The sequence below is a fragment of the Novosphingobium arvoryzae genome (genome assembly GCF_014652615.1).
GTDB classification, from domain to species: domain Bacteria; phylum Pseudomonadota; class Alphaproteobacteria; order Sphingomonadales; family Sphingomonadaceae; genus Novosphingobium; species Novosphingobium arvoryzae.
Window position 1 is genome coordinate 277,173 of the sequence record NZ_BMZD01000004.1, and the last position, 12,683, is coordinate 289,855.

Consider the following 12,683-nt stretch of genomic DNA (forward strand, 5'->3'; position numbering starts at 1 on the left):
TCAGGAGCGGGCCCCTGCCGCTTCTTCCGAAACGTCAGTTTCGGACAGAGGTTTTACAGACACGCTTCCAGATAGGCCTGATCGAAGCCGAACTGGCGGGCCTTTTCCAGCGTGTAGGGGCGCAGCCCGCTGGCGCGGAATTCGCCGATGATCTTGCCGTCGTCGCTTTCGTCCAGGTATTCGAACTTGAACAGTTCCTGCGTGACGATCACTTCGCCTTCCATCCCGATCACTTCGGTGATGCCGGTGGTGCGGCGCGAACCGTCGCGCAGGCGCTTGACCTGCACGATCAGGTCAACCGATTCGGCGATCTGGCGGCTGATGGCTTCCTTGGGGATCTTGATGTCGCCCATCAGGATCATGTTTTCCATACGGCCAAGGGCTTCGCGCGCGCTGTTGGCGTGGAGCGTGCACATCGAGCCATCGTGACCGGTGTTCATCGCGGCGAGGAGGTCAAAGCACTCCGCGCCGCGGATTTCGCCCAGGATGATCCGGTCCGGACGCATACGCAGGGCGTTCTTGACGAGATCGCCGATGGTGATCGCGCCTTGCCCTTCCAGGTTCGGCGGGCGGGTTTCCAGCGGCAGCCAGTGGGGCTGCTGCAGCCGCAGTTCGGCGGCGTCTTCGATGGTCAGCACGCGCTCGCCCGGGTCGATCATCTTCGACATGGCGTTGAGCATGGTCGTCTTACCCGAACCCGTACCACCCGAAATCACGATGTTCATCCGGCAGGCACCCGCGATTTTCAGCGCGGTGCACATCTTGTCAGACATCGATCCGAAATCGCGCAGCATATCCAGCGTGATCGGCTTTTCGGAAAACTTACGAATCGAGATCGCGGTGCCGCGCAGGGACAGCGGGGGCACGATCACGTTGACGCGGCTGCCGTCCTTCAGGCGGGCGTCGCACAGCGGGGTGGTCTGGTCGACGCGGCGGCCGACCTGGTTCACGATGCGCTGGGCGATCTGGAACAGGTGGGCTTCGTCGCGGAACCGGATCGGCGCGATCTGGAGCTTGCCCTTCTTTTCGATGTAGGTCTGTTCCGGCCCGTTGACCATGATGTCCGACACGTCGGGGTCGTTGAGCAGTTCCTCCAGCGGGCCAAAGCCCAGCAGCTCGTCGATCAGTACCTTTTCCAGCGCGAACTGTTCGCGCCGGTTGAGGGTGACCTTCAGTTCCGCCAGCACTTCCATGATGATCGGGCGGAATTCTTCCGACAGCTCATCCTTGGTCAGGGTCGCGGCGGCTTCGGGGTCAACGCGCTCCAGCAGGCGCGGCAGCACCTGTTCCTTGATCTTGTGGACCGAGGCTTCGAACCCTTCGGCCTGGTAGTTGCCTTCGGCCACGCCGTTCACGCGGTCGGCCAGGCGGGTCATCGGGTCTTGCCGCGACGGGTCGAGCATCGGGGCGTTCAGGTCTTCGCCGGGCAGCGGCATGGCCTGTTCCGGCACGGCCTTTACCGCATCGATCCCGCCCTTCATCGGACGCGCGACACCGAATTGCGGCCGGGCCCCGGGGGCCATGCCACCTACTCCATTGCGTCGGCCAAAAGCGCTCATCGTGCGGAAACCCTCGGAAATCGGTTTGTTCTGATGCCGCAGGGATGCCTACCCCGTGACTTATCGACATGGTGAATAGGACGGAAACTTTGAATATTTCCTAATATGCCGCGCAAACTGGCCATCGCGATCACCGGATTTTCCCGCCGACATCGGTGAAGGTGTACAGCGCGTCCTCGCGGTTGAAGACGAAATGCCGGTCCGGCTGGAGCGGGAATTTCCCGCCAAATGAATGGTTCAGCACCACCGGATAGATGTTGACGGGCGATTGCAGCGCCGGGGCGGGGGCGCCGTCGGCGTGGCGGATTGCCATCAGGATGCCCAGCTTCTCCCGCAGGGCGGCGCGGTCCAGATTGGGCCAGTCGACGGCGACGGGGTCTTGTCCTTGTTCGTGTTCGTTATCGAAATAGGGCGCGGGCCAGGGGCCCTCGTCGGCGTGCAGCACGATCGTGGCCTTGCGCGGCCCGGCCAGGATCCGGTCGATCAGGGCCAGCAGCTCGCGGTTGGCGTACTCGACCTGCCCGGCATAGTTCTGCGCGCGGGTCGCGGCCTTGGCAACGGCGAGGTCGCGGCAGGTGCCATCGGCGTTGAGGACATAAGGCGGATGCGGCACCAGGAAGTGCGCGAAGACGTATTTGCGGTCGCCCGATTGCGCGACTGCGCGCAACTGCGCGAATTCCCGGCGCGTGCGCTCGCACTGTTCCCGCCGGGTATCGCCATAGGGCAGCCGCAGGGCGGCCATGGCGCGGCCGATGGCGGTCTGATCCAGCATCAGCTGCGCCAACTCTGGCAGGGCGCGGTAATTGATGTTGGTATCCGCACTGTCGCTGCGGCGCGTGGTGTTCCACCACGAACCCGAATAGATCGTGCGGTATCCCGCTGCGTTGAAAAAGCGCAGCGCGGCATTGTCCGCCAGCGCCCGGTAGAGCGGCACCCAGTCGGCAGGATTGGCGCCGGCCTGGCCGAGCGGATCGAGATAGGAGGCATTCAGCGTCGAGGTTACCGAATGGCCGGTGCGCTGATAGTTCGAGAACGCGGTGTCCGAAACGGTGAAGCCGCGGGCGCGCAGGGCATCCAGAAACGGGCGGTTGTCATGACCATAGACGTTGCGGAGCGTTTCCGCGTCGCCATAGCGGTCCATGATGATGTGCCACACGTCCGGGCTGTTCGCGTCGGCGCGGGCCTGGGGCAGCTTGAACACGGTGGCCGGTTCGGGGCGGGTGCTTTCAAACCGGGCGACGTTGTACAGCGCGATTGTCACCAGCATCAGGGCGTAGGGCAACAGGGTGATGTTGGTGAGGCGCGTGACCTTGGCCAGATCGGCTTCGCCGCACGGCACTTTGCGCGAAACGTCCCAGGCGAACAGCGCCAATACGGCCAGCGCGGCCCAGCGCCAGCCGGGCGCATTGAACACCATGCTCACGGCCACCGGGCCATAGGCACACCACGCAGTCCAGATCGCCCCGATCAGCGATGCGCGCCGCCACGATCCAGCCAGCGGACGCAGCAGCGCGATGAACAGCGCGGCCAGCCCCAGCGTGACCGCAATGGTCGGCAGGGCTTCCTGCCAGGGCAGGCGCAACGTGTTGGGCTGCCACAGCGTCAGCACGAAAATGCCGGCCATGGAGAGCCCCGCGGCCGGCATCTTGTGGAGCAGGTTCTGATCCGTCTGGGTCATGCCGGTCCGGTTCAGGTCCGGCTGTCGTAGCGGACGAGCAGCCGGGTGCTGTCACCCAGCCGGGTCTGCTCGACGATCCGCCCGCGCGCGGAAACGTGCGCGACGAAGGCTTCCTCGGTGTAATCGGGGAAAATGTCCGGACGGTTGGACAGGAGTTCGCGAACCATCACGTCGTCTTTGTTGGGGAACTCGATGATGCCGGTGGGGGCCATTGCCATCAGCCAGTCGACCGCCTGATCCAGCGGCACGTTGCGCGAAATCGCGATGTGGTGGATCAGCGCCAGCGCGACCATGCTATCGCCCTTGGCGCGCTCGCCAAAACTCTTGCGTTCGGCGCTCGCCCACCCTTGCGCGGGGCTGGGGTTGGCGGCATCGAGCCACAGCGGCAGCATCTTCTGGCCGGACTTCGTGAAGCGGGCAAAGGCCCGTTCCAGCGCGCCGAAATCGAAATCGAACCCGACGACGGCCCCGGCCCCGGCATCGAGCGCGGTGGCGGAAAAATCACCGCTGTTGCAGCCGACATCGAAGAACAGGCCGGGCGCTTCCTCGCGCACCAGCTTGGCCACGAATTCGTGCTTCGCACTTCGGCGGGTATCGTCATAGCTGTTGTGAACGGCGTAATCGGACCAGACCGATTTGGTTTCGGGCAGGTTGAGGCCGGCGATATAATCCTTCAGGCCGACCAGGATCGCCTTGAACGCGGTCTTGGAGAGCTTCGCGGCGGCCTTGGGCTTGTTCTCGAACCCGGCCTTGACCACCGCGCGCTGCAGGCGGGCCTGCGCGACGATGTGGGCCATGACGGTGAACGACAGCTTGTCGCGCGTGCGCAGCAGCGGCTCCAGGTCTTCGGGCGCAATCCCTTCCAGCGAACCGCGGAACCAGGCGTTCGGCGCGATCCCGCGCTTGGCCCACAGCACCAGCGGATTGAGGAACTGCATCCCGAACTGGCGCTGGCCGGTCCACAGGCTGCCTTCCTCGTAGGGAATGACCGAAAGGTGATCGATGAACACCGGGCGGGGGCCATTGAACTGAACGTTGTAGGCCGTCGCGTCGGACAGGGTGAAGCCCTGTTCCAGCAGGTCCAGCTGGAAGTCCAGATGGTGGAGCGCGGCGGCCTTGAGCGCCGAGAATGTCCACTCATAGGGATAGGATACGAAGTCCAGCCGCGGATGCTCGATCACGTGGACCGGCGTGGGGACGATCCCCGCCACGACCGCCGGATCGACCGGCTGCATGTCCAGCAGCAGTCCCTTGTCGATGGCACGGCGCAGGACGCCGGCGCTGTCCGCCGCTTCGAACGCGGCGCGGCCGTGTTCGAACACCGCGCGCAGCACCCGGCTGTCGCGCATCAGCACGCGGCCCGACGGGTCGCGGAACGATCCGGGATCGAACATCATCAGTCCTTCTTCGCTTCGTCGGAAGCGGCCTTGCGCAGGCCCAGGAACGACATGATACGGTGGAGATAGAGCTTGCCGATCATCAGACCGCTGGCAATCGCGCCAACGGTGACCTGCAAGGCCATGCTGATGCTGCCCGCGTCGAGATAGGCATGGGCCGGGGCCAGCGGCAGCGCGGTGGTCACCGCGAGCGCGAAGAGAATGTTACCGGTATGCTGCTTGAGCCGTGCACTGTGCATGTCTGCCCCCTTGTGGTGCCGCAAGTAGCGGCGTTCCCTGATTTCTTAGGGGGATAATGGTTAATAAGTTGTTTTCGCGCTCCGTATTGGCCCGCGGTGCGCCGGATCCGGCAAATAATGGTTAACCACGAAACGCAAGACACCGCCGGTTCAGCGGCGGTGTCTGCGGGTTCGGATGGATAATGGGGGAGGGTGGCGATCAGCCCGCCAGAGCAGGTTCCGGCGCAGCGGCCGCAGGCGCGGAGGCGACAGGCTGCGGCGCAGCTGCGTTGATCCGCTCCGCCGCCCAGGCCGATCCCCAGGCCAGCAGCATCCCCACCGGCAGGTCGATGAAGTAGTGCCAGCGGCTGGCCACGGCATCGATCGTGATGAACCCGAACAGCGCGAGGTAGAGCGGCACCAGCACGCGGGCATATCGCCATGCAAACAGCAGGAACAGGAATGATCCCCCGGTGTGGAGCGACGGCATCGCCGCCAGCCCGACCGTGATATGGGTGCCGCCATTCTGGGTGATCCAGCCCGCACCGCCCGCCACGATGTCGCGATAGCTGGCCAGCATCGAGGCCTGCGCACGGGTCTGCATCGGCTCCAGCCCGGTTTCATACAGAAACGGCCCCAGCGCGGGCATCACCAGATAGGCCAGCGCACCCGCGCCCTGGAAAATCAGCGCGGCCAGGAACAGCGTGCGAAAGCTCTCGGCGCTGCGCAGCGCGTGGAAGCAGAAGCTGACATAGAACATCGCGATGAACGCGGTCATGTAGAGGTTGCTATCCGCCGGGATGATCGGCAGCAGCGCTTCACGCAGGGCGAAGCAGAAATCGACCACCGGGCGCAGCCAGGTATCGGTCTGCCAATAGAACGCGTCCCAGTTTGCCGGATTGATCAACGGTCGCCACAGCTTCAGGTTGAAGTGGCAGACCAGCATGATCGCATAGCACGGCAAGGCGATGAAGAAGGTGGAGGCCAGTTGTCGCCGCTGTCCAAGCAGCGCGAACAGGCCCCACACGCCTACCCCGATCAGCGGGTAGAGGTAATGGATGCCGACAAATGCCGCGCGGTCGCCTTCCGGGAGGCTGACGGGAACGCCGATGGTCCAGCCGGTCAGCACCACCAGTGCCAGCATCGCGCCGGTAATCCAGAGTTCGGGAAAGCGGTTCAGCGCGCGCGCAAGGGTCGTGGTCATGGGGCCGTTAGCTAGTCGAACATGGTTAAAATGCCCTTACGCAGTGGACGAAATGGCCGCGCCATTGCCTTGGCCGTGCGGCTGGCCCAAGGGGATGACCATGAAGACGCAGGAACGTTCGGGGTTGCTTTTCGCGCTGGCGGGGTTTGCCACGCTCTCGTTCGGCGACGTGGTGGTCAAGACCATGGTTGGGCAGTGGTCGCCCGTGGCGATTGCGGCAGCGCGCTATGTCATCGGGGCCATCGCACTGGCCGGACTGCTGCACGCGCGCGAAGGCGCTGGTGCATTCCGGATGCCGCACCCCAAGGTGCAGCTGATGCGAGGGGCGGCGGTTGGCCTGGCGACGCTGGGGTTCTTCTCCGCGATCTTCTTCATGCCGCTGGCCGCCGCGACATCTGTGACCTTCACCAGCCCGATGATTACCGCGCTGCTGGCGGCCGTGCTGCTGGGCGAACCGGCACGGCGGCAGACGTGGATCGCCTCGGTCATCGCCTTTACCGGCGTGCTGATCGTGCTGCGGCCCAATTTCATGGCCATTGGCTTGGCGGCGCTACTGCCGCTGCTGTCGGCGCTGGGCATGAGCATGCTGATGATCGGCAACCGGTTTGTGGCGGGCAAGGGCTCTGCACTGGCAATGCAGTTCTATGTCGGCCTGTTCGCCGCGCCGCTGCTGGTTCTGGCGGCCACGGCATTCCACTTCAGCGGATTGGAGCAATACGCGCTGACCTGGCCGCACTGGAGCGTGCTGGCGCGCTGCGCGCTGGTGGCGTGTTCGGCCAGTTGCGCGCACTGGCTGATCTACATGGGCACGGTCCGCGCTGGGGCGGCGACCATCGCGCCGATGACCTATGTGCAACTGCTCGTGGCCTCGCTGGCAGGCTGGTTGCTGTTTGATGATCACCCCGATGCCTGGACGCTGCTGGGGGCGGGCATCATCGTCGCGGCGGGGCTTTACCTGTGGCGTTCCGGGCGTGATACTGCTCCAGCCCGGACCGAGGGAAATACCGCATGAAGTCCCTGCTTCTTTCCGTTGTCGCGTTGTGTTCGGCCACTGCCGCGCTGGCGCTCGATCCGCCGGCAACGCTGCCAAGCTGGCTGGCCGGGGCCTGGGAAATGCACGAGGGCAAAAGCTGGTCTGACGAATACTGGACTGCCCCTCGCGCCGGGCTGATGATCGGCGCGGCCCGCATGGGCAAGGGCGATACGCTCCAGATGTGGGAAAGCACCCGGATCGAGCGCAAGGCCGATGGTTCGATCAGCTTCTTCGCCCAGCCGCGCGGCGTCCCTGCTGCCGAATTCCCGCTGGTGGCGCATGGTGATGGCATGATCGAATTTGCCAATCCGGCGCATGACTATCCGCAGCGCATCCGGTATTGGCGTGAGGGCAGGCTGCTGAAGGCGCGGATTTCGCTGATCGATGGCAGCAAGCCGATGGAATGGAGCTATGCCCCGCTTGGCGGGGATTGAACCGCGCCAGCCCATCGTTCCAGCCGCGCCACAAGCTTCCGGGGTTCGTTTTGCAGTCTTCGCTTTTTCGTTCGATTCCTTGGCTTTGGGTGCTTGTCTGGCTGGTTCTGCCGGGGCTGGTGGTCATGCTGACCTGGCCGATTGGCGGGCCGCCGATGGGGCGGTTCTGGCTGGGCATGGGGGCGACCGCGCTGGTCGCTTCGCAACTGCCGTGGCTGCGCGTGCGCCGGATCGTGCTGCTGCTGCTGACTCTGGCCATGGCCGTGGTCTACGTCAGCAAGACCTTCAATATCACGATCTACAACTATGAATTGCTGCTGCCCTTCCTGCTGGAGGTAAAGCCGCTGCGTTCGCCCGATTACGTGATCGGCGGGGCCGTGGTGCTGGCGGCGCTGATCGCGGGCTGGATCATGGTCCCGCGTGTGCCGCGCTTTGCCGGGCCAAAGCCATGGCTGCTGGGCCTGCTGATCGTTCTGGCCGTGACGATGATCGACAATCGCGCGACGGCCAGCACCGCGGGCAGCTATCAAGGGCTTCCTGATCCGCGCAATCCGTTCTCCTCTGCCGTGCGTCAGGCCGGGGTGGAACAGCCCGGCAAGGAACGCCGCCACCTGGTGATCGTGCTGGTAGAGGCCCTGGGCAATCCGGCGGGCGAGGAAGAACGCCGTCTGTTCGAGGCGGACTGGAACCGTCCGGAATGGCGCACGCGCTATACCGTGACGCGCGGCACTTCGCCGTACTACGGCTCCACCACGTCCGCCGAAATGCGCGAGTTGTGCAGCCAGTGGGCCGATTATCTGACGCTGGACATCGCCGCCGCCAATTGCCTGCCAAAGCGCTATGCCGCTGCCGGTTACAAGACCACCGGTTGGCATGCATTCCCCGGCTGGTTCTTCAGCCGATATCAGTGGTGGCCCAAGCTGGGCATTCAGGAACGCAATTTTGCCGAGCGCTCGCTTCAGGCCGGCGCAAAGCCTTGCGGCGGCGTGTTTCCGGGCGCTTGCGACAACGACATCGCCGGGATCATCGGCCAGCGGATCAAGGACGCGCAGCAGCCGCAGTTGCATTACTGGGTAACGCTCAATTCGCACCTGCCGGTGCTCGACGATCCTTCGCTTGGCACCACCGATTGCGATCACGGCGGGGCCGTGCTGGCTGACGGGCCGCCGATGCTGTGCCGGATCTTCGTGATCCATCACCAGCTGGCCAACGCGATTTCGGCCATGGCGATGGACCCGGCACTGCCCCCCACCGACATCCTGATCGTGGGCGATCACATGCCCCCGTTCTTCCAGCGCAAGGCGCGGGAACGGTTCGATGGGGACAAGGTGCCGTGGGTGTTCCTGCGCGCGAAGTAAGCGTTCAGCGCGTTACGATCAGCCGGTACCCCACGTCCAGCGCATCCTGTTCCAGCAAGTGGCCATAGCGTTCGTGCCACGCACCGCTGGCCAGATCGCGCTCCAGCCGCGCCAGCCCGGCCTGCGCGGCAGGTAGCTTCCAGAACGAGGAGCTGCCGGTGCGGATGCGCGGGTCGAGATAGGCTGCCGGACGCGCCCAGTAGGCATAGAGGAACCCGTCGCTGCAATCGCGCGGCACCGGCACGGGCTGGATGTCGACCGGGCCAAGGTGGCGGGCGTAATCGCCGATCGCGGGCATCTGTGCTTCATCCAGCACGGACAGCTCTGGCAGGTAATCGGTCAGCCAGGGGCGGGCGAGCGGATCGAAAGTCAGCACTGCCACGGGGCCGCGCGCCACCCGGCGCAATTCGCGCAGGCCTTGCGGCTGGTCGCTCCAGTGGTGGACGGTCAGCACCGCCATGGCCGCATCGAAACTGTCATCGGGGAAGGGCAGGGCTTCGGCATGACCTTGGATTGCCGGCGCCGCGCCAACCGGGCGCTGCGCGATCATGGTCGCGGACGGCTCTAGCGCGGTGACGCTACGCCCTGACGGTTCATACGAGCCCGTGCCCGCGCCGACATTGAGGACCGTTTCCGCACCGCCCAGCGCGCACTCGATCAGGGCGGCGATGCGGGGATCCGGGCGGCGCAGGTCGGCATAATTCAGGCCGATGGTATCGTAGGCGGGGTCAGGCACCGGCCAGCCGGTCCAGCCAGGCCTGTGCCTGCCTGGGCTCACCCATGGCTTGCGAGCTGACTGGACCGCGAGCGGCCATGAATTGCTGGTGCAGCTCGAACGGGGGCATCAGCAGCTGGTCGCGCATGCGGTCGATGGTCTCGGCCAGGTCAGTCAGGTTGGCGATCACCGGGGCAACGACCTTGCGGGCGTGGCGATCGCCCTGATGGTCGAACAGGCCCCACTTGCCCGCCGCAGTCACGTGCAGGGCCGCGATCAGCGCGGCGGTGTATTCCGCTTCCAGTTCGCTGCGGTGCGCGTCCAGTCGCTCCAGTCGGTCGATCTTTGCCATGGGGAAGGGGCTTACACTGCGCCCGCCCAAACGAAAAGGGCGGCCCCAGCGGGACCGCCCTTGATCGCTTTGGTCAGGAGGCTTCTCAGCCTTCGACGTGTTCCGCCAGCACGGTGAGGCCAGTGGCGCTCACTTCGGCGAACCCGCCCTGAACCATGATTTCCTCCGGCTGGCCGCCTTCGGTCTTGTAAACCTTCAGCGCACCGTCGCGGACGGTCGACATGAAGGGCGCGTGGCCCTCCAGCACGCCGAACTCACCCTCGGTACCGGGGACGACGACCATGTGGACGTCGTCCGAACGGACCAGGCGCGCAGGCGTGACGAGTTCGAAGTGGAGGGCCATGATGTCTTACGCTTCCTCGGCCAGCTTCTTGGCCTTTTCAACGGCTTCGTCGATGCCGCCGACCATGTAGAACGCGGCTTCCGGCAGGTGGTCGTATTCACCGTCCACAACCGCCTTGAACGAACGCACGGTGTCTTCGACCTGCACGAACTTGCCGGGGATGTTGGTGAACACTTCGGCCACGTGGAACGGCTGCGACAGGAAGCGCTGGATCTTGCGCGCGCGGGCGACGGTCAGCTTATCTTCTTCCGACAGTTCGTCCATGCCGAGAATGGCGATGATGTCCTGCAGCGACTTGTACTTCTGCAGAGTTTCCTGAACGCGGCGGGCCACGTCGTAGTGCTCCTGACCGACAACAGCCGGGGTCAGCACGCGGCTGGTCGAGTCAAGCGGGTCAACGGCCGGGTAGATGCCCAGTTCCGAGATCGCGCGCGACAGGGTGGTCGTGGCGTCAAGGTGCGCGAACGAGGTGGCCGGCGCCGGGTCAGTAAGGTCGTCCGCGGGAACGTAAATCGCCTGCACCGAGGTGATCGAACCCTTGGTGGTGGAGGTGATGCGTTCCTGCAGCGCGCCCATGTCGGTCGCCAGGGTCGGCTGATAGCCCACCGCCGAAGGAATGCGGCCCAGCAGTGCCGACACTTCCGAACCGGCCTGGGTGAAGCGGAAGATGTTGTCCACGAAGAACAGCACGTCCTGGCCTTCCTGGTCGCGGAAGTATTCCGCCATGGTCAGACCCGACAGAGCGACGCGAGCGCGGGCGCCCGGCGGTTCGTTCATCTGGCCGAACACCAGCGCCACCTTCGAGCCATCCGGGGTAGGGTTGCCGTCGGCGTCCTTGGCGATAACGCCGGCGTCGAGGAATTCGTGGTAGAGGTCGTTCCCTTCGCGGGTGCGTTCACCCACGCCCGCGAACACCGACACGCCGCCGTGGCCCTTGGCGATGTTGTTGATCAGTTCCTGGATGAGCACGGTCTTGCCCACGCCGGCGCCGCCGAACAGACCGATCTTGCCGCCCTTCGCATAGGGGGCGAGCAGGTCGATCACCTTGATGCCGGTGACAAGAATCGCCGCTTCGGTCGACTGGTCGATGAATTCCGGCGCCTTCGCGTGGATCGGGGCGCGCATGTCGGTGTTGACCGGACCACGCTCGTCGATCGGGTCGCCGACGACGTTGAGGATGCGGCCCAGGGTCTGCGGACCGACCGGAACCGAAATCTGCGCGCCGGTGCTGGTCACGGGCTGGCCGCGGGTCAGACCGTCGGTCGAGTCCATCGCGATCGTGCGGACGGTGTTTTCACCGAGGTGCTGGGCAACTTCGAGAACGAGGCGGCTGCCGTTATTCTCGGTTTCCAGTGCCGAAAGAATCGCCGGCAGTTCGCCTTCGAAAGTCACGTCAACGACGGCGCCGATGACCTGGCTGATCTTGCCGGTCGGGGCGGCCTGGGTCTTGGTCTTGCTCTTGGCTGCGGTGGCCATGTCTCGTTCCTTGCCTAGAATTCAGTCAGATCAGAGCGCTTCGGCGCCCGCGATGATCTCGATCAGTTCGGTGGTGATCGCGGCCTGGCGGCTGCGGTTGTACTGGATGGTCAGCTTGTTGATCAGTTCGCCCGCGTTGCGCGTCGCGTTGTCCATCGCCGTCATCGACGCACCCTGTTCGGACGCGGCGTTTTCCAGCAGCGCACCGAACAGCTGGGTGCGCAGGTAGCGCGGCAGAAGCTCGGCGAGGATCGCTTCCTCTTCCGGCTCATATTCGACCACCGCGCCGGTATCGGCAGCAGCAATCTTGGGAGCGGGGACGGGGATGATCTGCTGTTCGGTCGGTTCCTGCACCAGCGCGCTGCGGAACTTCGAGTAGAACAGGTGCGCCACGTCGAACTTGCCGGCTTCGAACAGCGCGACCAGCTCGTTCGCGATCTTTTCGGCTTCGGTGAAGCCCGGATCGCGCACGTCCGAGGTGTCGAACATCGCCAGCACGGCCTTCGGGTACTCGCGGCGGATGACCGCGCGGCCCTTCTTGCCGACCAGATAGAACAGCACGGTCTTGCCGGCCGCTTCCAGTTCCTTCGCCTTCAGCCGGGCGGCCTTGACGATGTTGGCGTTGAACGCGCCGCACAGGCCCTTGTCGGAGTTGGCGACGACCAGCAGGTGAACCTGGTCCTGGCCGGTGCCGGCCAGCAGCTTGGGTCCATTGTCACTCACGGTGACCTTGGACGCCAGGCTGCCCATGACCTCGGTCAGGCGCGCCGCATAGAGGCGCGCGGCTTCGGCGTTGGCCTGAGCCTTGCGCAGCTTGGCGGCGGCGACCATCTGCTTGGCCTTGGTGATCTTCTGGGTCGACTTGACCGAGTTGATCCGCCCTTTGAGTTCCTTAAGCGAGGCCATGAAGCCTTAC

The 12,683-nt window shown here is 64.9% G+C and carries 13 protein-coding genes; 3 read left to right on the forward strand and 10 right to left on the reverse strand.

Going from position 1 to position 12,683, the window contains the following annotated elements:
* Positions 1-53: 53 nt before the first annotated feature.
* From IE113_RS10745 to IE113_RS10765, 5 genes are all read right to left on the reverse strand, one after another.
* A complete protein-coding gene (locus IE113_RS10745; protein WP_189541264.1) occupies positions 54-1,559 on the reverse strand; it encodes a TadA family conjugal transfer-associated ATPase in 1,506 nt (501 codons plus the stop codon).
* 130 nt (positions 1,560-1,689) lie between these two features.
* Complete coding sequence (locus tag IE113_RS10750; protein ID WP_189541266.1) at positions 1,690-3,237, reverse strand: sulfatase-like hydrolase/transferase; 1,548 nt, start codon at positions 3,235-3,237, stop codon at positions 1,690-1,692.
* An 11-nt stretch (positions 3,238-3,248) separates the two neighbouring features.
* Positions 3,249-4,631 carry a class I SAM-dependent methyltransferase gene (locus tag IE113_RS10755; RefSeq protein WP_229822282.1) on the reverse strand — a complete coding sequence of 461 codons (1,383 nt, stop codon included), beginning with the start codon at positions 4,629-4,631 and terminating at the stop codon, positions 3,249-3,251.
* A 2-nt stretch (positions 4,632-4,633) separates the two neighbouring features.
* Positions 4,634-4,873 (reverse strand): hypothetical protein, encoded by a 240-nt coding sequence (locus IE113_RS10760; RefSeq protein WP_189541270.1) that lies wholly within the window; start codon positions 4,871-4,873, stop codon positions 4,634-4,636.
* Positions 4,874-5,072: 199 nt separating this feature from the next.
* On the reverse strand, positions 5,073-6,056 hold the full coding sequence (locus IE113_RS10765) for a phosphatase PAP2 family protein (protein ID WP_229822285.1): 984 nt from the start codon (positions 6,054-6,056) through the stop codon (positions 5,073-5,075).
* Positions 6,057-6,156: 100 nt separating this feature from the next.
* Between IE113_RS10765 and IE113_RS10770 the strand changes: the two genes are divergently transcribed.
* From IE113_RS10770 to IE113_RS10780, 3 genes are all read left to right on the forward strand, one after another.
* Complete coding sequence (locus IE113_RS10770; RefSeq protein WP_189541272.1) at positions 6,157-7,068, forward strand: DMT family transporter; 912 nt, start codon at positions 6,157-6,159, stop codon at positions 7,066-7,068.
* A complete protein-coding gene (locus IE113_RS10775) occupies positions 7,065-7,523 on the forward strand; it encodes a DUF6265 family protein (protein ID WP_189541274.1) in 459 nt (152 codons plus the stop codon). The genes IE113_RS10770 and IE113_RS10775 overlap by 4 nt, the downstream gene beginning before the upstream one ends.
* Positions 7,524-7,612: 89 nt before the next feature.
* Entirely contained in the window at positions 7,613-8,881 is a 1,269-nt protein-coding gene (locus IE113_RS10780) for an LTA synthase family protein (RefSeq protein ID WP_189541277.1), read from the forward strand.
* A gap of 4 nt (positions 8,882-8,885) precedes the next feature.
* Here the strand turns inward: IE113_RS10780 and IE113_RS10785 are convergent, their stop codons facing one another.
* The 5 genes from IE113_RS10785 to IE113_RS10805 all read right to left on the reverse strand — a co-directional run bounded on the left by IE113_RS10785 (position 8,886) and on the right by IE113_RS10805 (position 12,673).
* The gene (locus IE113_RS10785) at positions 8,886-9,617 is read right to left on the reverse strand and encodes a class I SAM-dependent methyltransferase (RefSeq protein WP_189541278.1); all 732 of its coding nucleotides are present in this window, start codon (positions 9,615-9,617) and stop codon (positions 8,886-8,888) included.
* Entirely contained in the window at positions 9,610-9,948 is a 339-nt protein-coding gene (locus IE113_RS10790; RefSeq protein WP_189541280.1) for a hypothetical protein, read from the reverse strand. The genes IE113_RS10785 and IE113_RS10790 overlap by 8 nt, the downstream gene beginning before the upstream one ends.
* Before the next feature lie 85 nt (positions 9,949-10,033).
* Positions 10,034-10,291, reverse strand: a complete 258-nt coding sequence (locus tag IE113_RS10795) for an ATP synthase F1 subunit epsilon (RefSeq protein ID WP_189541282.1) — start codon at positions 10,289-10,291, stop codon at positions 10,034-10,036.
* 6 nt (positions 10,292-10,297) lie between these two features.
* On the reverse strand, positions 10,298-11,767 hold the full coding sequence (gene atpD, locus IE113_RS10800) for a F0F1 ATP synthase subunit beta (RefSeq protein ID WP_189541284.1): 1,470 nt from the start codon (positions 11,765-11,767) through the stop codon (positions 10,298-10,300).
* Positions 11,768-11,797: 30 nt separating this feature from the next.
* Positions 11,798-12,673, reverse strand: coding sequence for a F0F1 ATP synthase subunit gamma (locus IE113_RS10805; RefSeq protein WP_189541286.1), 876 nt, complete (start codon positions 12,671-12,673; stop codon positions 11,798-11,800).
* Between the last annotated feature and the right edge of the window lie 10 nt (positions 12,674-12,683).

Coding starts and splice junctions, on each gene's coding strand:
- IE113_RS10745 (WP_189541264.1), bottom strand. CDS start 1,559: ATGAGCGCTTTTGGCCGACGCAATGGAGTAGGTGGCATGGCCCCCGGG.
- IE113_RS10765 (WP_229822285.1), bottom strand. CDS start 6,056: ATGACCACGACCCTTGCGCGCGCGCTGAACCGCTTTCCCGAACTCTGG.
- IE113_RS10750 (WP_189541266.1), bottom strand. CDS start 3,237: ATGACCCAGACGGATCAGAACCTGCTCCACAAGATGCCGGCCGCGGGG.
- atpD (WP_189541284.1), bottom strand. CDS start 11,767: ATGGCCACCGCAGCCAAGAGCAAGACCAAGACCCAGGCCGCCCCGACC.
- IE113_RS10760 (WP_189541270.1), bottom strand. CDS start 4,873: ATGCACAGTGCACGGCTCAAGCAGCATACCGGTAACATTCTCTTCGCG.
- IE113_RS10805 (WP_189541286.1), bottom strand. CDS start 12,673: ATGGCCTCGCTTAAGGAACTCAAAGGGCGGATCAACTCGGTCAAGTCG.
- IE113_RS10755 (WP_229822282.1), bottom strand. CDS start 4,631: ATGTTCGATCCCGGATCGTTCCGCGACCCGTCGGGCCGCGTGCTGATG.
- IE113_RS10795 (WP_189541282.1), bottom strand. CDS start 10,291: ATGGCCCTCCACTTCGAACTCGTCACGCCTGCGCGCCTGGTCCGTTCG.
- IE113_RS10790 (WP_189541280.1), bottom strand. CDS start 9,948: ATGGCAAAGATCGACCGACTGGAGCGACTGGACGCGCACCGCAGCGAA.
- IE113_RS10775 (WP_189541274.1), top strand. CDS start 7,065: ATGAAGTCCCTGCTTCTTTCCGTTGTCGCGTTGTGTTCGGCCACTGCC.
- IE113_RS10770 (WP_189541272.1), top strand. CDS start 6,157: ATGAAGACGCAGGAACGTTCGGGGTTGCTTTTCGCGCTGGCGGGGTTT.